This window comes from Pseudoalteromonas luteoviolacea CPMOR-1, from assembly GCF_001625685.1.
Lineage (GTDB): Bacteria > Pseudomonadota > Gammaproteobacteria > Enterobacterales > Alteromonadaceae > Pseudoalteromonas > Pseudoalteromonas luteoviolacea_K.
This window is the reverse complement of record NZ_AUYC01000020.1, coordinates 164285-188415: the sequence shown is the minus strand read 5'-3', so window position 1 is coordinate 188415 and position 24131 is coordinate 164285. Positions and strand designations below refer to the sequence as shown.

Here is a 24131-nt window from a genome sequence, read left to right as displayed (position 1 = left end):
TTTAGGTTAGACTAATTAGACGTATTCAACTTCGATGATTTCGTATTCAACAGTACCGTTTGGAGTTTGAATATTAACTGAATCATCAAGCTCTTTGCCGACTAGACCACGAGCAATTGGAGAATTTACAGAGATTAAATTGTTTTTAATGTCTGCTTCGTCGTCGCCAACAATTTTATAAGTTACTTCTTCATCAGTATCTACATTAACAATCGTTACTGTGCTACCAAAAATAACCTTGCCATTGTTAGCCATCTTTGTAACGTCAATTACTTGAGAAGTCGATAATTTAGCTTCGATTTCTTGAATTCGCCCTTCACAAAAACCCTGCTGTTCACGCGCTGCGTGATACTCAGCGTTTTCTTTTAAGTCACCGTGTTCACGCGCTTCGGCTATATCGGCAACAATTTTGGGGCGAACCACTTTTTTCAGATGGTTCAGTTCTTCACGAAGCAACTCTTCGCCTCGTACAGTCATCGGAATTGATTGCATAAGTCTCTCACTTACCACCAAGGCCAAAGGCCTTGGCTTATATCCATTAGTTCAATCGCTGGTGTAATTCTTGTACAGAGTTTACAGAGCTTCTGTCATCTGCTGCATGCGCAGTACAGTTTGCAAACGCTGCATTTAGCGTGGTGGTGTAGTTAGTCTTATGCTGAAGTGCACCACGACGTAACACCTTCGAATCTTCAATCGCTTGGCGACCTTCAGTGGTATTTACGATGTAGCTGTACTCACCATTCTTGATACGGTCAAGAATATGAGGACGACCTTCAAATACCTTGTTCACACGGCGAACTTCAATGCCAGCTTCTTCTAGTGCTTTAGCTGTACCGTTCGTTGCGTCAAGCTCAAAACCGATAGCTTTCATCGTTTTAGCAAGCTCAACAACGCGTGACTTGTCGCTGTTACGGACAGATAGTAACGCGCGACCGCCACGTGGTAAAGCGTTTGATGCACCTAATTGAGCTTTTGCGAATGCTTCGGCGAAGTTTTCACCAACACCCATCACTTCACCCGTTGAACGCATCTCTGGACCACGGATTGGGTCAACACCTAAGAACTTAGCAAAAGGAAGTACAACTTCTTTCACGCTGTAATAAGGAGGAATTACTTCTTTTGTTACGCCTTGGCTTTCTAGTGATTGGCCAACCATGCAACGTGCAGCTACTTTCGCAAGTGCAACACCTGTTGCTTTAGAAACAAATGGTACTGTACGCGCTGCACGAGGGTTAACTTCGATTAGGTATACTTTGCCATCTTTCACAGCAAACTGAGTGTTCATTAGACCCACAACACCAAGCTCTAGCGCCATGTCACGTACTTGCTTACGCATAACGTCTTGAATATCTTGCGATAGAGAGTGTGCTGGTAATGAACATGCTGAGTCACCTGAGTGAACACCCGCCTGCTCGATGTGCTCCATGATACCGCCGATGATCACGTTTTCACCATCACAGATAGCATCAACGTCAACTTCGATTGCATCATCTAGGAAGCGGTCAAGAAGAACTGGTGCTTCGTTAGATACAGATACCGCTTCAGTCATGTAACGACGTAAGTCATCTTCGTCATATACGATTTCCATCGCACGACCACCTAGTACGTATGATGGACGAACAACTAATGGGAAACCGATTTCTTGAGACTTAGCAACCGCTTCTTCTAATGAAGTAACTGTCGCGTTCTCAGGCTGAAGAAGGTCAAGACGTTCAACAAGTTGCTGGAAACGCTCACGGTCTTCTGCACGGTCAATTGCGTCAGGAGAAGTACCAATAACTGGCACACCATTCGCTTCAAGGTCACGCGCTAGCTTAAGTGGTGTTTGACCACCGTACTGAACGATAACGCCTTTAGGCTTCTCAACGCGCACGATTTCTAGCACGTCTTCAAGTGTAATTGGCTCGAAGAATAGACGATCTGATGTATCGTAGTCTGTAGAAACTGTCTCAGGGTTACAGTTAACCATGATAGTTTCGTAACCATCTTCACGCATTGCAAGCGCCGCATGAACACAACAGTAATCGAATTCGATACCTTGACCGATACGGTTAGGGCCACCGCCAATAACCATGATCTTGTCTTTGTCAGATGGTGCTGCTTCACACTCTTCGTCATATGTAGAGTACATGTAAGCTGTGTCTGAGCTGAACTCTGCAGCACATGTATCAACACGCTTGTAAACAGGTAGGATTTCTAACTGATGACGCTTCTTACGGATTTCTTTTTCAGACACACCTGCAATTTCAGCAATGCGCGCATCAGCAAAGCCCTTACGCTTAAGGCGACGAAGGAAATCTTTGTTAAGACCGGCAAGACCTGCTTCTGCAATTTTAGCTTCATCTTTAATGATGTCTTCAATCTGAACTAAGTACCAACGGTCAATCTTAGTTAGCTCGAATACATCTTCAACACTCATACCGTGACGCATTGCATCTGCAATGTACCAAATACGCTCTGCACCTGGTTCACGTAGTTCACGGATGATGGTTTCTTTTGCTTTAGGGTCATCAAGTGCAACGATTGGGTTGAAACCTGTTGCGCCCACTTCTAGACCACGAAGTGCCTTGTGAAGAGACTCTTGCTGGTTACGACCAATCGCCATAACCTCACCAACAGACTTCATCTGAGTCGTCAGACGGTCATTTGCACCAGCGAACTTTTCAAAGTTGAAACGAGGGATCTTAGTCACAACGTAGTCAATTGAAGGCTCAAATGATGCTGGTGTTGCGCCACCAGTGATGTCATTTTGAAGCTCATCAAGCGTGTAGCCTACAGCCAGTTTTGCTGCGATTTTCGCGATTGGGAAACCCGTCGCTTTTGATGCAAGTGCAGATGAACGAGATACGCGTGGGTTCATCTCAATGATAACCATACGGCCATCTTTTGGATTCACACCAAACTGAACGTTTGAACCACCTGTTTCAACACCAATCTCACGCAATACCGCCATCGAAGCGTTACGCATTAACTGATATTCTTTATCAGTCAGTGTTTGTGCCGGTGCAACCGTGATTGAGTCACCTGTGTGAACACCCATTGGATCAAAGTTTTCAATAGAACATACGATGATACAGTTGTCGTTTTTGTCACGAACAACTTCCATCTCATACTCTTTCCAACCAAGTAAGCTCTCGTCAATTAGAAGCTCATTAGTTGGTGAAAGGTCTAAACCACGTGTACAGATTTCTTCGAACTCTTCCATGTTATAAGCAACACCACCACCGGTGCCACCCATTGTGAAAGAAGGACGGATGATACATGGGAAGCCAATACGCGTTAATACGTCTTTTGCTTCGTCCATTGAGTGTGCGATCTCTGCACGAGGACACTCAAGGCCAATATTTTTCATCGCGATGTCGAAACGCTCACGGTTTTCTGCTTTGTCGATTGCATCGGCAGTTGCGCCAATCAGCTCAACATCGTGCTTAGCCAGCACACCGTGCTTGTCTAAATCAAGCGCACAGTTCAGTGCAGTCTGACCACCCATGGTAGGAAGGACCGCATCTGGCTTTTCTTTTTCGATGATTTTTTCAACAACTTCCCAGTGAATTGGCTCGATGTACGTCGCATCAGCCATTTCTGGGTCAGTCATAATGGTTGCAGGGTTCGAGTTTACAAGAATGACTCGATAACCTTCTTCTCTAAGCGCTTTACAGGCCTGAGCACCAGAGTAGTCAAATTCACATGCTTGGCCGATAACAATTGGGCCTGCGCCCAAGATTAGAATGCTTTTTATGTCGGTACGTTTTGGCATTGTTACTCCAGTAATAAATTAGGCTTTGCGTGCTTGCATTAATTCAATGAAGTGGTCAAACAACGGCGCTGCGTCGTGTGGACCTGGGCTTGCTTCAGGGTGACCTTGGAAACTGAAAGCTGGCTTATCAGTGCGGTGAATACCCTGTAACGTACCGTCGAATAATGACTTGTGCGTTGCACGAAGATTGTCAGGTAAGCTTTGCTCATCAGCAGCGAAACCATGGTTTTGCGCTGTGATCATCACTACGTCACGGTCTAAATCTTTAACCGGGTGGTTACCACCGTGGTGACCAAACTTCATTTTTACTGTTTTTGCACCAGATGCTAATGCCAGTAATTGGTGACCAAGACAAATACCAAAAATTGGAGTGTCTGTTTCAAGGAAAGACTTGATAGCATCGATTGCATAAGTACATGGCTCTGGATCACCAGGTCCATTTGAAAGGAAGATGCCGTCTGGGTTTAATGCCAGTACTTCTGCAGCGGAGGTTTCTGCAGGAACAACCGTTAGCTTACAGCCACGGTCAACTAGCATACGTAAGATATTTTTCTTTACACCAAAATCGTATGCAACAACATGGAACTGCTCTTCACCTTGCTCAAGCGTTTTAAAGCCTTCGCCAAGTGTCCAGCTGCCTTCATTCCAAGGGAAAGAAGATTCTGTTGTTACAACTTTTGCTAAATCCATTCCTTTTAGGCCAGGGAATGCCTTAGCCGCTTCAAGCGCCTTTTGCTCGTCAACGTCATCACCAGCGATGATACAGCCGTTTTGAGCTCCCTTATCACGTAGGATACGCGTCAGCTTACGCGTATCGATATCCGCTATCCCTAGAATATTACGTTCTTTCAAATAATCACTTAACGATTGTTCGTTACGGAAATTACTTGCTAGTAATGGTAAGTCACGAATCACAAGGCCTTTAGCCCAGATTTTGTCCGCTTCCTCGTCTTCACTGTTGGTACCAGTGTTTCCGATGTGCGGGTAAGTTAAGGTGACAATTTGTTCCGCGTAAGACGGATCTGTCAAGATTTCTTGATATCCTGTCATAGACGTATTGAATACTACCTCACCAACAGAAATACCGTCGGCGCCGATGGCAGTACCGCGAAACACCGTACCGTCTTCAAGGACTAACAGAGCGGATTTAGTCAAGTTAACCTCCATAGATATAAAAAAACGGGATAAGCAAACACGCTTTTTTCCCGTCTACAAAGCGCTTGGTAACACGCAGTAATTAAATTTTGGCAAATTCGTTATAGTCTACAGCACTTTCTGGGATTCGTCTAATGGTTAGAGTAAAAAACTTGAAAATAAGCACTTAAAAGTCATTTTCAAGTGAAACCGCCAAAAAAATAAACAAACTACTTCAAACCTAGGACATCTTGCATGTCATAAAGTCCTGCTGGTTTATTTTTCAACCACTGTGCAGCCCTTACTGCACCTGATGCAAACGTTAACCTTGATGCCGCTTTGTGGGTTAATTCAAGCCTTTCACCCATGGTTGCAAAGTAAGCTGTATGTTCACCAACTATGTCACCTGCTCGGAGGACTGAATAGCCAATTTCGTCTTGACTTTTTGCTTCATGGACATTACTGCGGTCATACCTTGCAACGGTGTCATGATCCCACCCTTTGGCCTCTGCAATGGCTTCACCAATCGCTAATGCAGTGCCTGACGGCGCATCAATCTTATTTCTGTGGTGGGCTTCAAATATTTCAATGTCCATTTCATCAGCAAGCTTGGTTGCTGCCGTTTGCACCAAGTTTAATAAAAGGTTGACGCCGACACTAAAGTTGCGCGCAAATACAATGGGGACGTGCTTACTGGCTTCTTGTAATTGTGCCATTTCTTGATCAGATAGACCGGTTGTACCAATTACCATGGGGATTTGTTTGCTTACGGCTGCTTTTAAATGAGACAACATACCTTCAGGTAACGTAAAGTCGATTAGGACATCAGCTTGCAGGTCTTCACTGTTTTCAGCGCTAAATGTAAGCGCTGATGTGTGCACAGGTTGCAGTGCCTTGACTTGCGTATCCAGATATTGCGAGCTTTCTCTCACAAATGCGCCAGCTAGTTCAACCTCTTTTTCAATTTCTACCGCTTCAATCAGTGCCTGTCCCATTCTGCCGTTTGCACCAAATACACCTATTTTTGTCATTACTTTCTCATTCCTAATTTTTATCAACGCTTCAGATGGGTAGACGACTATTAATTCGTCCTCTTCATTCTATATGCGCATTTTCTTCTAGCACTTAATCGAGTAAACAACTAATTATCACATGCTTGTACCGGCCTAGAGTTTAGCGTATCTCTATGCCATAGTCAGTTATTCAATAATTATAATAAAGACCATAGACTTTAGACGTCTAAACATTTAAACTTCCACCTTCGCCGATTTAATTATTGCGGGCGTAGAAGTTTAAATACAGCTAATAATAGCCCTGTTGGCTGTGGTTATGTCTACTTACACTGCAACTTAAGTAGATACTGTTTTTTGGGGAGTGCTATGCAGCCATCTTTTGACAACACACGTGCAAAGTTATCTTTGCTACCTTTACTTACCTTTGTTGCCCTATTTCTAGGCGCAGGTTTATACCTACAATCACAAGGCGTTGACTATGCCTTTTACCAATTACCCGCACCGGTGGCTATTTTGCCAGCGATCGTGCTTGCTTTTTGGTTAAATAAAACGTCAATTAATCAAAGCGTTGAAACTTTCATCAAAGGCGCTGGACACAGTAATATTATTACCATGTGTCTTATTTACTTGCTTGCAGGTTCTTTCTCGGCAGTTGCAGGGGCGACAGGTGGTGTTGATGCGGTTGTAAACGCGGGTCTATCGCTTATCCCACCATCATTTTTACTTCCGGGCTTATTTTTAATTGCTGCAGTTGTATCGACTGCCATGGGTACATCTATGGGTACTATCGGTGCCATAGGCCCGATCGCATACGCGGTGTCAATCAAAACAGGCATTGACCCAGCCCTGATGGCCGGTACCATAGTATCCGGTGCTATGTTCGGTGACAACTTATCTATTATTTCTGATACCACTATCGCCGCGACACGTACGCAAGGCTGTGAAATGAAAGACAAGTTTAAAGAGAATTTAAAAATTGCACTACCGGCAGCCTTCTTCACTGTACTGCTACTGGTATTCTTAACGCCAGAGCCACAAGCCGTTGAGACTAAAGATTTCGATTGGTTATTGGTGCTACCTTATGCATTTATTCTAGTCCTTGCCGTCATGGGCTTGAACGTGTTCGCAGTGCTTTTCAGCGGAATTATTTTTGCGGCTGCAGTTGGCTTTGCCGGTGATTACGAAGGCGGCGCATTTGTTAAAGACGTATATAAAGGCTTCACTGACATGCAGGAAATCTTTTTACTGTCGATGTTTATCGGTGGCCTGTCTGAGTTTATCCGCATCAATGGCGGCTTAGAGTACATCGCGACTAAAATCCATAAAATCACATCTAAGCTTGGTAAATTGAACAGCAAAGTAGCTGACCAACTTGGTATTGCTGCTTTGGTTATGACCAGTAATATGTGTATCGCAAACAATACTGTGAGTATTATTGTTGCAGGACCTGTTGCTAAAAAGCTAGCGGACGATAGCGACATCTCACCAAAGCGTTCAGCAAGCTTATTAGATATCTTCGCATGTGTAATGCAGGGTTCTTTACCATATGGCGCACAAGCGTTGCTGCTCGGTGCGACATTCAGCATCAGCCCTTGGGATGTATCTACATCTTCATTTTATTGCTTTATTTTGGCTTTCACTGCGGTTGCAATTATTATTTTGCGCCGTAATAAAGCATAACTTGATCTGTGCACCTGCTTTCGGGTGCACATAACTCCCTGAATTAATATATAATTACAAAGTTCCTCAACTTTGAAGATATATTAATGAACAAAAAACTCTCTCTGACAATATCCACTGCCCTCACATGCATCGCTTCTTCAGCATATGCTGCAGACTGGAGCAATACTCAGCTTCATATTAATCACGGTGATTTCAAAAACCCTTTCTCACAAAATGAAGCCAATACCACGGTTTATTCACTGCAGCACAGCTCTGGTTATCAATACGGAGATAATTTTTTCTTTATTGACTACCTCGTCGATGACTTACATGATAACTATCAAGATAGAGACTTTTATGGTGAATGGTACTCAACATTCAGCCTATCAAAAACAGCTGGATTTGAGTTTCAAAATGGGATAATAAATGACATTGGATTAGTTGCAGGCTTTAATATGGCCGGTGACTCAAAAGTAATGAAATACTTACCCGGCGTAAAAGTCTCATGGAACGCCGAAGGTTTTAGTTTCTTATCTACCTTATTCACAGCGTACATTGATGACAACGAGGGCGTTACTAAAGGTGGTGCGCCAGCAGAGTCAAACAGCTGGATGATAGATATCGCGTGGGGATACCCTTTTAATATTGGCAACCAGAAGTTTGAAGTTACGGGGCATGTTGAATACATTGCTCACAGAGAAAATGAATTAGGCGTTGATGTGAAAGGTTGGCTACTGGCACAGCCTATTGTTCGCTGGGATCTGGGTCATGCACTTGAAATGTCTGAAGGCCAGCTATACTTGGGTTTAGAATGGCAATATTGGCGTAATAAGCTCGGCACTGACACCAATGAATCAGTGCCTCAAATACATGTCGCTTGGACATTTTAACCGTTTTATACATACAGAGGCGTTGTCAATAAGCGCCTCTTAAGAAAGCACTATACTGTGCACTTCATTCCCTTCCCTGCCCATTTTAAATAATCACTTAAATTAGTAAAAATGTATTAAAGCTTTTCATTTTAATGCCGATATTAGATTGTATTTTATCACCGCGTTTTGTAGGTAATCTATTACCAAGGATTTAATGATGAACTTTTTACATGAAGTGAGCGTGGCTTATGGTCATAAACTAGCGACTGAAATTCAGGAAAGAGCTGCCAAAAGAGAGCAAGAGGCATTGGAAGCTGAAAGTAATAACGATGAAGTAAATAACAAAAACGGAGATGCCACAAACAAAACAGACAAAACTTCAGAATTAGAGGGCACCCATAAACTTTCGGACAAAGAGAAAGAAAAGCTGTCAGGGCGAGAAGCCAAAGAAAAGGCTGAAGATAAGTACGGTGATATTCCCGACCACATCCGCCGAATGCTAGAGCGTTTAGAAGAGATGAAGGAAGAACTTGACCTGGTTAAACAAGAAGTCGCAAAGCTCAATGCCAAAACTGACCATAATGACGAGGCGCAAAAAGCCTATTTCGATTCAAGAAATCAGTATTTCATGCAACTGCAAATCCACTACTTCGACATGATAGAGAGTGTAAAAGATGCCATGAAAGAGGCTGGCATTACCGACATGAGTATTTTAATAAAGGCCATTGCTTAGCCCACTCTGCGATAAACCAAGCATATATTTTTCAATGTTTTAATGCAGTTTTTTAAGCTATATGCACCTTATTTAACATACACCAGAATAATACAATGCTTTTTTATTAATTACAATTATAACAATAATAATTTAATCACTCAGGTTTGAAGCGACATAGGTTAGGTGAACATACCTCTTGTGTTATCAGCATAGTTCATGTCACTCACCGATGAATAAAACCAATGTTTACAGGTTTTATGAGCTCCAAATAAGTGTTCATTACTTCATAAAATAGAGCTGATTTATTTCCATACAAATATTACACTCTATTACACATGTATTTACTCTCTACTGCCCAAGCACTATTATTTTAAACTGTATGGACACAACTTAAGTTGCAAAAATAAGGATAATAAAGGTTTTTCATTGGTGTTAACATCAATTTTTTAAATCAGAAAATTAACAAACAAACCCCCAATTATACCGATAACCGAATAATTCTGGTTTTAGTGTTAACAGTAGTTATAATGTGGATGTCAGTTTTATAAGTTAGCTATTAATCTATCGCTAATGTATAAATTAGTAACATATATATGCCATAAACGGATATTAATTTAGAGAAGCTCATTACTATTATGTCATTAACGCAATTTTCTGATTCATACATACACGACAGCTTTGAGTCTTCACATTACAAACTACTCAGTAAAATTGGTGAAGGCGGCTTCGGTAAGGTATTTAAAGCAAAACAAAACAGTACAGGCCAATACGTCGCTATCAAATTCCTCGCCATTGAACCTCATTGCGAAGAACAAAAAAAACAAAGATATATTGAGCGATTCAAACGAGAGACATCGCTAAGTAGCCAATTACAGCACCCTAATATCGTCAGGTTACTTGACCAGGGGCAAGTAAATGACGACTTACTTTACGGCGTATTCGAATTTGTCGAAGGACGTTCGCTACGTGAACATCTCTTATTAGAAGGGCCATTTAGTGCACCTGAAGCAACGGATATCATGTCTCAAGTGCTAGATGCCCTCATTCACGCCCACAGTAAAGGGATTGTCCATAGGGATATAAAACCGGCCAATATCATGCTAAGCAAAACAGGTGCTAAGCTGCATGCAAAGATTCTTGATTTTGGTATCGGGACGCTCACACACGATAGTCGCCAAGCTGATTTTCGGACTTTAACCCTCACGCAAGAAACGCTTGGTACACCCTCTTATAGTGCGCCAGAGCAATTGCGGGGCGAGCCTGCAACAACAAAAACAGATCTGTATGTATGGGGCCTTGTGTACCTTGAGTGTCTTACCGGCGCCCCAGCAATGAATGGTACGAGCGTCGCGTCTATTTACCATAAGCAACTAAGTGATGCGCACATTCCCATGCCCAGCGCCTTACTGGGCCACCCTTTGTCAGGACTTTTACGCCGAGTCTTAAATAAAAGCGCCATTGAGCGAGTGATCACAGGTGAAGAAGCGTTTAACGAACTAAAAGCGATTAATGTTTCTAACTTAGTTGGTATCTTATCTGAGGTTAGCCAGTCTCAAGCAGATGACGAAACCATTGTCATGCGTAACGACAGTGACACGATAAATCAGCAATTCAACTACACCGCTTTGACGGAGCGTAAACAAATAACTGTACTGGCCTTACGTTTTAGCACAACCTTTACAGATCACAGAGAGCATGATTTAGATGTTATCGACACTTTATTCAAATCACAAAGAAGCCACTGCATCGATATCGCCACCCGCTATGGTGCGTATCACGTAGGCAGTGTCGCTGATACGTCTCTATTCTATTTTGGTCACCCCTCTGCCAATGAAAATGACACTCGGCTTTGTGCTCGTACAGCTTTAGAAATCATTAGTGAAATAAATAAACGAAATTCACTGATGAAAGATGCACATGGCGCATTGCTAAATGCTCATATAGGGATTCATACTGGGGTGTTTGTCACTTACGCAAATAGTACTCCTGAAGGACATACTGCCAATGCAGCAATGACGCTGGCGAGAACTGCTCAAAGCAAACAAATACTTTGTGGTGCTGAGACAAGAGCAATATTAGAACCCTTCAGTGATTTTGAAAAGTTTGTAGAACTCAAACTAGGACAAAGTCCAAACCCCGAGTTGGTTTTCGAACTGAAAGGGGAAAGAAAAGTAGAAGCCTTCGGGTTCATGCGGGGTACTCGTAATCGATATGACCTCACTGGGAGAGATAACGAGCTTAAAAACGCACTTGAGCTACTCAATAATGGCATTGAAAATAAGAGAATTTCACATATTTATGGCGAAGCTGGCATAGGGAAATCTAGGTTAATTCAAGAGATAAGGGTTAACGCGCGTAGAAGCCAGCATTTGGTTGCCCAGTGTTTACCTGAGCATAAAAATAATGCTTTGTACCCAGTGTTAACTCTTGTGAAGTATCTTTTTAATACATCCCAATTAGACGCAAACGCATTAGCCGAAGTGATTAAAAAGCATGCTAAAGCGCAAAGTAATACACTGGATGTTGAACAAGCACTTCCCGTACTTCTAATTTGGCTGCACATGGACTTAGGAGAAGTTAAGCCTTCTACGCTTCCAGCGGACGCACAAAAATCATTACTTTTTGATGTGTTGGCTGTCATGTTGCTGTCCAATTTGTACAGTATTTCAGACCATAAACTTATTATTGTTGAGGATTTACATTGGGCAGATAGTACGACTGTGGCCTTTTTAAAATTCTTATCAGAAAGAATAACAGGCAACACGGTTTTATTTACTACCTCAAGGGTTCCACTACCGACTGAGTTGAGTGAGATTAACTGTCATACCATGAAGCTCAACCGATTGACGGTAAATGCGACTAAGTCCTTCATAGAAAAGCTATTTGACTACCATGAGGTTTCTTCGAATGTGCTAGACATCCTAATAAATAGAACGGATGGTATTCCTCTATTTATAGAAGAATTAGTGAGTATGTTGAAGCATAAACAACTTGTTGATATGTCAAACAACCAAGTTTGCTTCAAAAGCCCCGAACACCTTGAGCTGGTACCTAGCAGCTTAAGAGAGTCGCTACAACAAAAACTAGATAACCTATCACACGCGAAAGAAACAGCTCAAATTGCCGCAACTATTGGGAGAGAGTTCGAATATCACCTATTGGTTAAGTCCTCTACACTAAGCGAAAATCAAATTCAGAATGACTTGAATGAGCTTATTAAAAATGATCTCGTCATACATCAACGAAGAGTAGAAAGTGACAGCTATATATTCAAACATGCATTAGTCAGAGACGCATCTTATGAAAGCATGAGTTTAAGTGCCAGAGAACAAGCACACGAAAATATCGCAATGACTTTGCAAGCCAACTTTGATGAACAAAAGTCAGACTCACCCTTTTTGATTGCTACTCACTTCTCCAAAGCGTCACGATTTAATGACGCAATCCATTACGCCGTGACGGCTGCAAGACAAGCGCTGATCCTCTCATTAGAATTTGAAGCTCAAGAGTACTGTGATCTTGCCTATACTTGGAACACAAAAATTAGTAACCAAGAGCATGCACAAATTAATGAATTGGCTATCAGTGCAACTCTGATCCCGAGTCTGATTGTTGGCGAAAACTACGCGCCTAAAAAATTAAATGAAGTCTCGCTGCGTTGTCATGAAATAATTAACTACAGAATCGCTCAAAACCTAATAACTCCCGACGAGAAAAAATACGCATTGACCATCTTATGGGCAAGCTTTTTATGGAAAAATAACCGGGGTACAAGATCTGAGACCTTTGAAGCTATACAAGAATTTAATCGATTTGCGATTCAAGCAGAATTAAAAGAACAAGTTTTGTTTTCTGAAGTGCTTGAAGGTTGTTTTTATTGGAGTACTGGCGAATTTACAAAATCCATTAACGTGCTTAATGATACGCTCAATAAGTTGAATGAAATATCAACTGACGTGAGCTCATTTATACAACATTACGGACTAGATGCACAAACCTATGCGCTCAGTATTTTAGCTTTAAGTTACACTGCAACTGCACGTTTTGAATTGGCGAAGCAAACCATTGAGGCTGCAATTGACCGAGGGCTATTGTTAGGACATGCAGGGAATACATGCTACGCCTATACGTGTGCAGCTTTACTCTTCAATATTACAGGTGAACGAGACAAGCTCATTCAGATCATTGACAGCGTTGATCTACTCCAGGACAAATACGGTCCTCAATTTATTGCAAGTGTAACGGCAATACCAAAAGATGCACTAGCATCAAAGACGGTGAATGCTAAACAGTATCTTGACGGGTTATTAAGTGCCAAAATTGTGCATTGGAACCCTATCATGGAATCCGTCTACTTACGTAACCTACTCACTTTAGAGAAATACGAAGAAATAATAGAAAGAACGGCCAAGACGCTTCAGCTTATTAAAGATTACGGTGAATATAATTATCAAGCCGATATTTTATCTTTTAGAGCCATAGCCCTCTTCAAAACGGGTAAAATCGAAGAAAGCAAAAAATTATTCGAAAGCTCAGCTAATGTAGCGAAAGAGCAAGCATCTCTATTGCAAGAAATTCAAAATCAACAGAATTATTTAGCTTGCTTTCCAGATGATAGTTTGTGGCAATCCAGCTACCAACACTCTATCTCTGCAATACCCAGTGAATTCATACAACAATTCAAAAATGGCATAGCCGCCATTGAATCTAAAGCAACATAGGAATAGATATAAATGACATATCCTTTAATGCCTCAACAACCATTGCCTAAAGAAGGCGAAAAATTTGATGCAACACCGCTAGAGCTTAGCCACGTCAACCTTGCTATGCATGACACTTGGTTAAGAGCTATTTCCATTGTATGGAATACGAAGCTAAATGAAATCCCATGGAAATTCGAAGAAACGACTGTAGGTGACAAAACAGCTAAGCGCTGGGTGCAACTTACTGGATTAACACAAGAACAAATTAATGAGTACGAAGCATCTGACGCCGAAAACACAGATGGTGAACCTAAAGATAAGACTTTTTACAAGACGTATAAAGCGTTTTTAATTGGTAACCCACTTGCTGCTTTTGGTGTCCTAGGCTTCAATGACCCTGATGAATATGCCCGAGAATGCCAACCAGCTGCTTTACCTCCAATTTCCGTAATATGTGCGACAGACGCACTAGAAAGAATTAAAAAGGTGGAAGCCGGTATTGAGGCAAATGAAACCCCTCTAGCACCCAGCTTAGAAGCGCAAATTCTTCGTCGATTCAAAAGATATGCTAACTTAAGCCAAACTCGAAATGGTGCACTTTCGATCGAAGAATATCTTCAAAATCCATATGAGTTTAAGCAAGGTGAAAATGGTTGGTACACCCAAGATGAGACAGCTCCAGCATTATTATTATCTCAGTTAGTTTTGGTTATTCCACCATCACCAAAGGACCCTCAAGACCAAGCTATGGCATTAGCCGACTACAAATTAGCTGGATTATCATATCCTTGCACTATGTGCGCGCAATAAGTATTAAAAATAAAAGGTTGAGTTTCTCAACCTTTTAATGTGAGTTAACATGATAAAAACTATTCTTTGTGGGACGAATTATGGTTCAGTCTACCTTAGGAGCCTGCTGATCAACGAAAGCTTCAGCGTAAATGCACTATTCTCACGAGGTGGAGAACGTTCACTAGATATTGCTAAGCGATTAAATGTTACGAATTACAATATCCTCGATGAAGTGCCTGATACATTTGAGCTTGCTATCGTTGCATTACCAAAAGAAGTTGCCCTACAGACTGCAAGCCACTTTTTACAACGCAAAACAGCTGTACTGCTTGAACACCCTATTGATTTAAAAGACTTTAAAAAACTGCAAACCCTTGCACAGCAATACAACACCAAATTGTTCATTAATTCACACTTTTTATATATGGAAAACATTGCTGATTTTATAAAAAGGTCAAAGCAACTGCCTCAAAAAGAACTAATCGGTGTATCTGTGAATTGCTATGCTCGAACTTTATATTCTACGCTAGACATATTGTATGAGTATTTAGGTGAGCCCAGCGTTGACACTATCCAATCGATAGAATGCCCAGACTATAAAATTGCTATCATCCAGTTTAAATATATCAATGTATCAATGAAGATTTTTAAATCTATTGGCGAGAAAGATGATATAAAAGACTCGATAGTCGGGCATAATATTATTAATTACTATGGGTCCACTTCTTTATCTCTGACAGGTTCATGGGGGACGACAGTTACGTCGAAATTACCTGAGCCAAATTCTCTTTCAAATATACAAAAATTCTCAGATACATCCATCGACATGAACAAGCTGCTTTCATTCAGAGAGAATGCGATAGGACATGTCTTAAGCTCTGTAGAACGCGCACTCCTGTTTAATCACTCGCCTACAGAGTTTTGTCTGAACAGAGCGTTAAGTATCGTTACTCTTTACGATATATTGAAGGAAGCTTAATGTTTTTAGATTATAAAATTGCAATTACTTATAAAAATAATATTTGCTCGTACATCCAAAGTGACTACTTATTAATCTTAACTGAAACATCAACTAAATTGTTTAAAAGTGCTTGGTTTTTGCACCTAGCCAGCATGCTCGATAAAGCAGTCCCGCCATCGACTTATGCAAGTACGCTTGATGACGCATCTAAAATTCAACTCTTTCAAATGCTTGATGAACTATGCTTTGAAGGGGTTATTTGTAATGCCAGTAGCCCTATAAAGCACACTATTGTCGACACCCAGAAGGATGAACTGGGCGACAATGTACTTTATCTCTCAGATATCTTTCAATTGGCTACAACAGAAATATCTTCACCTAAACAGCTCGTTTCTTACATAGAAGGAAAGCGAATACTTGGGCCTTTAATTTCTAACGACGCTGAAAAAGAACAACTTGTACACAGAATATTAGCCAGCGATCCTATTAGAACGTGGTTTGAAAACAAGTTTGCCATTAAGACTAAGCGACCAGTAATAAGTCAAGCACTCTCCGAAGCGTGTTTGAATACACTCTACAGTGTTACATCATCCCAGTACTTCTTTCATGATACACCTTATCAATTGTACCGTGATGAGCCTGAATTATGGCCAAGACCGCTCCATATCGTCGATAATGGCGACTGTAAAACTCAAGATGGAGGCTTGCGACAACAACCTGCATCAACCACATTGTCCAGACTAACAAAGTATTTAGGCTCCCCCTTAAGCGTAGTTAATTCAATTAGAGAGATAAGTCGAGACAATGGCCTAAATTACAAAACATATCGAGCAAGCTTTAACAAAACTATTCGCAAAGACGAAGAACCGACTGTCAGTTCGTATGAAATTGCAGCCTTAGGTAAAGGTAAAACAGAAGAGCAAGCCAAAATGAGTGCAATTGGTGAATGTTTCGAGCGATATGCTGCCTTTTACCAAGGTAATGAGCAAAGTTTTATTGCCCCATATAGTGCCATTGCAGACAAAGCGTTTCGTCCTGAGGAGCTAAATTCGCTCTCTCACCAACAAAAACAAAATTATAAAACTATCAACTACCCTTCAAAGTCGAGTGACAGTAGGTATAACAATTTTACAACCCAAGAACACAGTCATTGGTACCCAGGTATTTCCCTTACTTCAAATACAGTTAAGTATTTTCCACTAAATTATGTCTTTGCTGATGCACCACATGGGTTTAACTACAGCTCTTGGACCTCCAATGGATGTGCTGCAGGTCAGACAATAGAAGAAGCTGCGCTTCAAGGCATTTTCGAAGTTGTAGAAAGAGACGCTATTGCAATTTGGTGGTATAACAAATTAGTACTCCCTAATGTTGACTTAAATACTGTGGACAAAGGGGTTATCGCCGCATTAAATAGCGACTTGGGCTTAGACTGGCAATGCCAGTTGCTAGATGCAACCCATGATATTGATATACCTGTCTATATCGCTATCGCTCGTAATGCTAAAACGCACGAATGTATTTTCGGGTTTGGCTGTCACTTATCACCCAATATTGCCATTGAAAGAGCCATTTCTGAAATGTGCCAAGTCCTAGACGTGAAAGATAAACACAGTGCAATGTTTGATTTTAAATCACTAGAAAACGAAGCGTTTTTAAATGGCTGCCACCATCAGCCCAAAAAATTACCAAAAAGCAGGTCTCTTAGTAACATTAAACAATGCTTAGAAGATTGCCTCAATAAATTGTCTGCTTGTGATTTAGACACTTTTATCATTGACTACAATCGACCTGAGATCCCATTAAAGTGCGTCAAAGTAATTATTCCTGGCACAAATCATATGTGGCCTCAATTCGCAAATGAACGGCTTTACTCTGTCCCCGTCAAACAAGGCTTATTGCAGGAAAAAAGCGCTGAATATGAACTCAATCAAATACCACTTTATTTGTAATTGTGTTACTTACCTCTAAATAGCACAGAGCCTTCTCATAGACACGATACAGAAGGCTCTACATAAAAATCATAATATGGCTGTTATATTTGTGGCTTGAGGTTAGCTCATAAATAAAATATGCAGTCTTATCACATAAAAGAAAATCAAAAAAAGCGTCTAATCATCAATACAAATTTGTTTTGGTAAAGTGTTGAAATCTCGCTCTATATTTAATCAGAATCCTGTGGCTCAATTACAACTTAAAACGCGCCACAAGCTGAGCTAGAAACCGCGCTAAATTCGTTAAAGATTCAGCATCGTTTGCCAGTGCTTTGGTCGACGACACATTGCAGCTTGCCACCTCTTTTGCTTCTAACATCACGGTTTCAATTTGCTGGCAGTCTTCTTCTTGTAAATGCGCATATTCTGCCACTTGCTTGCTTAAGCTGTTAACTTCCAATAAAGCGTGACTTATCTGATCAATATCCATTGCCAATACTTTTATTTGCTCAACACATTCAGATACATCAGTTTGTCCACTATTGATGACTTCAGCTGCCCGCTTAGTATCATGTTGTAAAGAGGAGATCATTTTATTTATCTCTTCTGTTGAGTCCTGCGTTCTGGAAGCAAGCGTGCGTACCTCGTCCGCAACAACTGCAAACCCTCTTCCCTGCTCACCTGCTCTTGCAGCTTCTATTGCGGCGTTAAGAGCCAGTAAATTGGTTTGCTCAGCGATAGAGACGATTGTATCGAGAATAGAGCCTATGTTAGTACTATGCTCACTTAAGCTTGACATGACTTCAACAGCTTGCTGCATTTTATTATCTAATGACTGAATATGTGTCTGGTTGTCTACCACTACACTAGAAGCTTGTGCGCCAAACTCATTTGCCTGCATCAAGCTATCCAGACTTTGTTTGGCGCTGAGTGATACTTGAACAGCTGATTTAGACACGGCTTGTGCTAAGTTTGTCGCATTGTCCATGCGTGCCATTTGAGAGGCAGAGCGACCAGCAAGGCCATGGTTTTCTGTCAAAGACTTTTCAGAAAACGCATTCAGCTCGCTAATTTTAAGATTAATTTCTGTAAGCAGGTTGCTTAAGCTTGTTTGTACTTTTTTAATATTATCCACTAAATTACCAAACTCATCATCACTGCGTTTTTTTATATCAAGAGAAAAATCACCGACAGCAAGATAATTTAGTACTTTATTTACTGATAATAGCGGTATCAACATGGCCCTGCTCGTTGACGTAGCAATGATGATTGCTAACGCGACCAGTGTAATAACCACCAAGATAGTCCCCGTCTTGGCGCTAGTGATGAGCTCATCTGTAGAGTGTTGGGACTCAGTCAATAATAACTTCGTTTTGTCTCTCATATCGCTCAGAGAACTAAGTACATGACTAGAATACTGTTCGGCTTGGCGATAGGTATTTACAACATCTACTGTAAGCCTGTGTTTTTTTATCAGTGCCTCATATGCGTGACCTGGATTTACTAACAACACATTCAACTGCCCAACCGCTGCACTAAAATCAGCAAAAATACTGCCACTGTTAACTCCTTGCGCTTGGCGCTGCAAAAAAGCAAAGTTGTTTTCAATATCTTTCACAATGAATGACACATCGCTTTTATGAGGCTCAATTTTTTCGTTCGGTAAATTAATAATCTGCTGAATGTTATTCTCTAAGGTGAAAAGCGCATCATCAATACGAAACCCGGTGCCAACCATCTCTTCTAACTGCGCTTGTGGTGCGTTTTCAATTAACTCAATGCTGAGCATCGCATCACTGGCTTTTTGCCTGTTAACAATTAACGTCTGAAGTATCGCATTAAGACCATTTTGAGTTTCAATCAGTGAGATTTTTAGTGATAACATCTTATATACGGCTTGCTCAAGCTTAGACATATTGTCTTCAGTCTTTATAAGCAAAGCGCTTAATTCGGGTGCGTGTGATAGTTTTGAATGTAAGTGACTCGTCAACTCATGTCGTTGTTGTAAAGTTGACTTAATCCGAGAAGAGGCAGCCGTCACTTCATTAAGTGTTTGCATATTAAAGGTTTGTGCAACCTGCATTGCAAGTCTTAATTCTTGCAACTTAAGCGCTTCAACAGCATGTTGGCTCGGTAGCGTGACCTCTAATACTTGCCTGTTAGCGTCACTAACTTGAGAGAGCGCAACGTAAGCCAGTACACAAGCGACAATTAATAACCCGCCTATCGCACCAAAACCCGCAATAATTTTTTGCTTAATTGATAACCGTTTAAGCATCGCCAAAGCCCAACCTTACAAACACATAAAATGTCGCATCCGCGTTATTCTATGTTTTGGTGGAAACTATTAAACCGTACTTAAATAGTTTAGTTAGTAGAGATAAAATCACCAATCTAGGTCGTAAATAGTTAAAGTTAGCTTTGAATTGACAAGTTTATAAACCTATCCCAACTCAGAAAGTGCCTCCACTCAAAAGCTATATCCACACATCATTATCAGCGGTCAGCTCGCCACCAGCATCACCAGTATTAATCACCCCTTTAGGTTCGATGATTAATAGATGACACTCTTCCCTTGCGACAGGTTTATGTTCTACTCCTTTTTCGACCACATACATTTCTCCACAGCTTAAATGCACTACTTTATTTCTAAAATAGATATCTAACTGCCCCTTTAAAACGATAAATGTCTCGTCTGTATCATCGTGTTGATGCCAAGTAAACTCTCCAATTACTTTAACAAGTTTAAATTGATAATCATTCATCTGTGCTACTACTTTTGGTGACCAATGGTCACTAAATAATGACAACTTATGTGCAAAGTTGATCGCATTTTGGTTTTTCATTGTCTACTCACTCTCATGTTCTTAAAAAGAATATGTTGCAATACAGCATGAATCAAATGTACATTTTTCAGATAAATATGAATATTGTACATACTATGAATTTAAGACAGTTTGATCAGAACTTGTGGCTTGTTTTAGACGCTTTATACCAAACACGCAGTGTGTCCGAAGCCGCAGAGTTACTCAACTTAAGCCAATCCGCTATGAGTCATGCATTAAAACGTTTACGAACCGCATTTGATGACCCTTTGTTCGTAAGACAGCAAGGAGAAATGAAACCAACAAAAAAAGCGCTTATGATCCAACCTCTTGCACAGCAGGGTGTGGCATTACTCAATCAAGTAGCCAGCAGCTTAGATACATTTGAAATAGATACATCGAATCGACAATTCACAATTGCGACCACAGATTTCATCACCCAGCTTTTTATCTTTCCACTGCTGGCTAAACTCTCCGCTGCACACTCCAGTATTAAAATAAAAATTATAGAGTTAGAGTCTGAACTACCAATTCCCGCTTTGGCCATCAATCAAATCGACCTTGTTTTGACCTTTAACCACGCTGAGACCCTAGATTCAGATATTGAATATACATCCTTATTTAGCGGCGATTACCGGGTGATCTCACGTAAAAACCACCCTCTTTTCGAAAATGGGTTGTCATTAGACCGTTATGTACAAGCACAACATATTTTAGTCTCTCCCTGGGGCCAAGAATACGGTAGTTTAGATATTGAGTTGAGCAAGATTAATACAGAAAGGCACATTGCAGCCATCACTCCACATCTTATGCAAGCAGTCAGCTTAGTTGCAACTAGTGATTTGATAGCAACGGTCCCAACACGGGCAATCTCATCTACCGACCACAATTTGATTGATATTTACACACCACCAATTGCCTTACCCCCGTATCGTTTATACATGGCATGGCATCGCGCTTTTGAACTAGACCCCGGACTAAATTGGTTAAAAAAAGAACTCAATGAGATTGCAGCAATTGCAATGTCATCAGCCTAAATGGTCAAAAACACATTAAAGTTTACATTATAGATACAAAGGTGTTGCACTTGAGATTTTTTTATGACAACTTGAACTTAGGCTAAGCCTTTAAAACAAATAAAAATTATAGAGTAGTAAGTTATGACAGGATCTCTCAAACTATCACCAATCGCGCTTGCCCTGTTAGCAAGCACCGCATCTTTCGCACAACAAGCCGAATCAACAGATACTAAAATTGAAACTATCTCAGTATTAGGCTCTAAAGTTTCAAATCGTACTGCAACTGAGTCAACGTCACCTATTGATATTCTTGATACAGAGCAGCTCAACAAAGGAGGTTACACTGAGCTTGGACAGAGCTTACAGTCAATCGCTCCTTCTTTTAACTTTAGTAGAACTCAAGTTTCTGATGGTTCTGACTTATTCCGTCCAGCCACATTAAGAGGACTACAACCAGACCAAACATTGGTACTTATCAATGGTAAAAGAAGACACACTCAAGCTATCTTTGGCCTTACTGGAACCGTAGGCGCTGGTGCTGCTGGCACCGATATGAACTCAATTCCAATGATGGCACTTAAAAATGTCGAGATCCTGCGAGATGGGGCCGCTGCTCGATATGGTTCAGATGCAATTGCTGGGGTGATCAATTTATCTTTAAATGACACAACCGGCGTAACCACAGGTTTTTTCCAAGGCAGTGCAACTGGCGAAGGTGACGGCGATACCTACGCATTTGGTTTAAACCGAGGCTTTGATATAGGCACCGAAGGCGGTTTTATTAACCTGTCTCTAGAGTATCGAGATGCAGAGGGCACTAACCGCGCTGAACGTGATACAGGCGGATCATCAACAATCGCAGCGGGAGAGTTGTCCGATACGGTCAGATGGCGACAAGGTAACTCCGACAGTGAATTCACCTCGCTCTTTTTCAATGCTGCATTGCCATTTGGTGATAAAGAACTGTATTCATTTGGCGGATACTCTAATCGAACCGCATTCGGCAATGGGTTTTACCGTGACTTTAACCGTGCAGAGCGCAACGTACCACAGGTATACCCGGATGGCTTTTTACCTCGCATAGACAACGAAGCGGACGATATCTCGTTTGCAGTTGGCTTTAAGGGAGATATCAACCCAGATTGGAGTTTTGACTTCTCAAGCGTGTATGGCCAAAATAAATACGACTACTCGTCATCAAATACCATTAACGCTTCATACGCCGCTGAGTTCCTTGCCAACAATCCCAATGCCAGTGATGAACAGATCAGAGAAAACGCTGGGCCTCATGGGGGTTATTCTGGTGGTTTTAGATTTGATCAATGGACAACTAACTTTGACTTAAATGGGGTTATCGAGCGTGGCGATGCCGAACCTATTTATGTATCTGTTGGCGCAGAGTACCGTAAAGAAAATTACGAAATTGTACCCGGTGAAGTCGCATCATACGCATGTGGTGCTTCAAACGCAGCGAGCTCATTTCCATCAGTGATCGACTCAAGCGTTTTTGCTGATTGTGGATTCCAAGCGTACCAAGGTTTGAGACCTGACGCCGCCAACAAAGCGGATCGCGCCAGTCACGCTGTTTACATTGAAGCAGAAACTCTACTGAACGAATATTGGTTAGTCAGTGGTGCACTTAGATATGAAGATGTATCAGACTCAGGTGATGAAACCATTTGGAAACTCGCGACTCGCTATGAAGTCACAGAAGATCTGGCTGTCAGAGCTGCGGCGTCAACTGGATTTAGAGCCCCGTCTTTACAACAGGCCGGTTACAGTGCATTCACCACAAGTTTAGGTGGCGACGGTTCACTTGCGACTTCTTTTACAGCAACTGCGGGCTCACCATTCCCAAGTGCATTAGGTATTGATGGCTTACAACTTGAATCCTCTGATAACTTGAATTTAGGCTTCGCGTGGGACGCTAGCAATGATCTATCCATCACGTTAGACTTCTATCAAATTAAGATTTATGACCGTATAAATTTAGGTAGTTTCATTGGCATTGACAGCGCAGCGCTTGAAAACTTTCCAGAAGCCAACGCAGCGCTTAAAGCTTCTGGTGCAGTGCAAGCTAACTTCTTCTCAAACTCGCTCGACTCGACAACCAAAGGGATTGACTTAATCGCATCCTACACAACCGAGGTCGCTGCAGGTGAGCTTGAAGTCACATTTGCTGCAAATAAAAATGAAACCACGATTGATAAAATAAATACGCCAACGGGCATATCTGAAGACATCGCGTTAGATGAACAAACACAGTCTTTCTTAACCCATGGTCAACCAAAAGAGCGCGCCACACTCACTTTTGACTATAAAAAAGATAAGTGGTCTTCATTACTTCGCTTGAATTATTTTGGCAAAACTGAGGTGTCATACTTTGCAGGTAAACACATCGTCTTACCTGACTTTTTATCGCCCACAAATCACTGGCAAGAAAACAGCGTTGTTGAGTCAGCCGTGTTAGTTGACGTTAATTTTGCATACCAAATTAACGACAATTTTGATTTATCGGTCGGTATAGACAATATATTCGATAAAACACCCAATGAGCTCGGAGAAGATGAAGTACTGAACTTTATCACCAACGGCGCAATGCGTTATCCACTTAGAGCGCTGCCCTATGGCTTTGATGGGATGACCTATTACGCAAAAGTTAACTTTAGCTTTTAAGTAATTCCACCTATGTATTGGCCATATGGCCAATACATAGACACGCCAAACTACTATATTTGCCATTA

Annotated in this window: 15 protein-coding genes; 9 read left to right on the top strand and 6 right to left on the bottom strand. The window is 41.3% G+C overall.

All coding sequences use genetic code 11. The features are described 5' to 3' along the window. Nucleotides 1–15 precede the first annotated feature (15 nt). The 4 genes from greA to dapB all read right to left on the bottom strand — a co-directional run bounded on the left by greA (nt 16) and on the right by dapB (nt 5922). On the bottom strand, nt 16–492 hold the full coding sequence (greA, locus tag N473_RS07910) for a transcription elongation factor GreA (RefSeq protein ID WP_063367439.1): 477 nt from the start codon (nt 490–492) through the stop codon (nt 16–18). Nucleotides 493–538: 46 nt separating this feature from the next. Continuing rightward, nucleotides 539–3757: a carbamoyl-phosphate synthase large subunit gene (gene carB / locus N473_RS07905; RefSeq protein WP_063367438.1), complete on the bottom strand. Its 3219-nt coding sequence runs from the start codon at nt 3755–3757 to the stop codon at nt 539–541. A gap of 18 nt (nt 3758–3775) precedes the next feature. After that, nucleotides 3776–4912 (bottom strand): glutamine-hydrolyzing carbamoyl-phosphate synthase small subunit, encoded by a 1137-nt coding sequence (gene carA, locus N473_RS07900; RefSeq protein WP_039609524.1) that lies wholly within the window; start codon nt 4910–4912, stop codon nt 3776–3778. A gap of 209 nt (nt 4913–5121) precedes the next feature. Next, a complete protein-coding gene (gene dapB, locus N473_RS07895; protein ID WP_063367437.1) occupies nt 5122–5922 on the bottom strand; it encodes a 4-hydroxy-tetrahydrodipicolinate reductase in 801 nt (266 codons plus the stop codon). Between the two features lie 348 nt (nt 5923–6270). Here dapB and N473_RS07890 point away from each other — a divergent pair, with 348 nt between their 5' ends. The 7 genes from N473_RS07890 (at nt 6271) to N473_RS07860 (ending at nt 17561) form a co-directional block, all read left to right on the top strand. Beyond that, a complete protein-coding gene (locus N473_RS07890; RefSeq protein WP_063367436.1) occupies nt 6271–7584 on the top strand; it encodes a Na+/H+ antiporter NhaC family protein in 1314 nt (437 codons plus the stop codon). Nucleotides 7585–7670: 86 nt separating this feature from the next. Next, entirely contained in the window at nt 7671–8456 is a 786-nt protein-coding gene (locus N473_RS07885) for a hypothetical protein (RefSeq protein WP_063367435.1), read from the top strand. Between the two features lie 196 nt (nt 8457–8652). Further along, entirely contained in the window at nt 8653–9171 is a 519-nt protein-coding gene (locus N473_RS07880) for a hypothetical protein (protein WP_155735555.1), read from the top strand. A 617-nt stretch (nt 9172–9788) separates the two neighbouring features. Continuing rightward, a complete protein-coding gene (locus tag N473_RS07875) occupies nt 9789–13874 on the top strand; it encodes a TOMM system kinase/cyclase fusion protein (RefSeq protein ID WP_063367433.1) in 4086 nt (1361 codons plus the stop codon). A 12-nt stretch (nt 13875–13886) separates the two neighbouring features. Continuing rightward, the gene (locus N473_RS07870; RefSeq protein ID WP_039609035.1) at nt 13887–14666 is read left to right on the top strand and encodes a hypothetical protein; all 780 of its coding nucleotides are present in this window, start codon (nt 13887–13889) and stop codon (nt 14664–14666) included. A gap of 49 nt (nt 14667–14715) precedes the next feature. Continuing rightward, a complete protein-coding gene (locus tag N473_RS07865; protein WP_063367432.1) occupies nt 14716–15627 on the top strand; it encodes a Gfo/Idh/MocA family oxidoreductase in 912 nt (303 codons plus the stop codon). After that, complete coding sequence (locus N473_RS07860) at nt 15627–17561, top strand: YcaO-like family protein (RefSeq protein WP_063367431.1); 1935 nt, start codon at nt 15627–15629, stop codon at nt 17559–17561. Before N473_RS07865 ends, N473_RS07860 begins: the two co-directional genes overlap by 1 nt. 235 nt (nt 17562–17796) lie before the next feature. Here the strand turns inward: N473_RS07860 and N473_RS07855 are convergent, their stop codons facing one another. Both N473_RS07855 and N473_RS07850 read right to left on the bottom strand, forming a co-directional pair. After that, nucleotides 17797–19821 (bottom strand): methyl-accepting chemotaxis protein, encoded by a 2025-nt coding sequence (locus tag N473_RS07855; RefSeq protein ID WP_063367430.1) that lies wholly within the window; start codon nt 19819–19821, stop codon nt 17797–17799. 199 nt (nt 19822–20020) lie between these two features. After that, nucleotides 20021–20389 (bottom strand): cupin domain-containing protein, encoded by a 369-nt coding sequence (locus N473_RS07850; protein ID WP_063367429.1) that lies wholly within the window; start codon nt 20387–20389, stop codon nt 20021–20023. 95 nt (nt 20390–20484) lie between these two features. Here N473_RS07850 and N473_RS07845 point away from each other — a divergent pair, with 95 nt between their 5' ends. Together N473_RS07845 and N473_RS07840 are read left to right on the top strand one after the other, a co-directional pair. Further along, nucleotides 20485–21405 (top strand): LysR family transcriptional regulator, encoded by a 921-nt coding sequence (locus tag N473_RS07845; RefSeq protein WP_196766380.1) that lies wholly within the window; start codon nt 20485–20487, stop codon nt 21403–21405. A 123-nt stretch (nt 21406–21528) separates the two neighbouring features. Beyond that, nucleotides 21529–24063 (top strand): TonB-dependent receptor plug domain-containing protein, encoded by a 2535-nt coding sequence (locus N473_RS07840; protein ID WP_063367427.1) that lies wholly within the window; start codon nt 21529–21531, stop codon nt 24061–24063. The last annotated feature ends 68 nt before the right edge of the window (nt 24064–24131 follow it).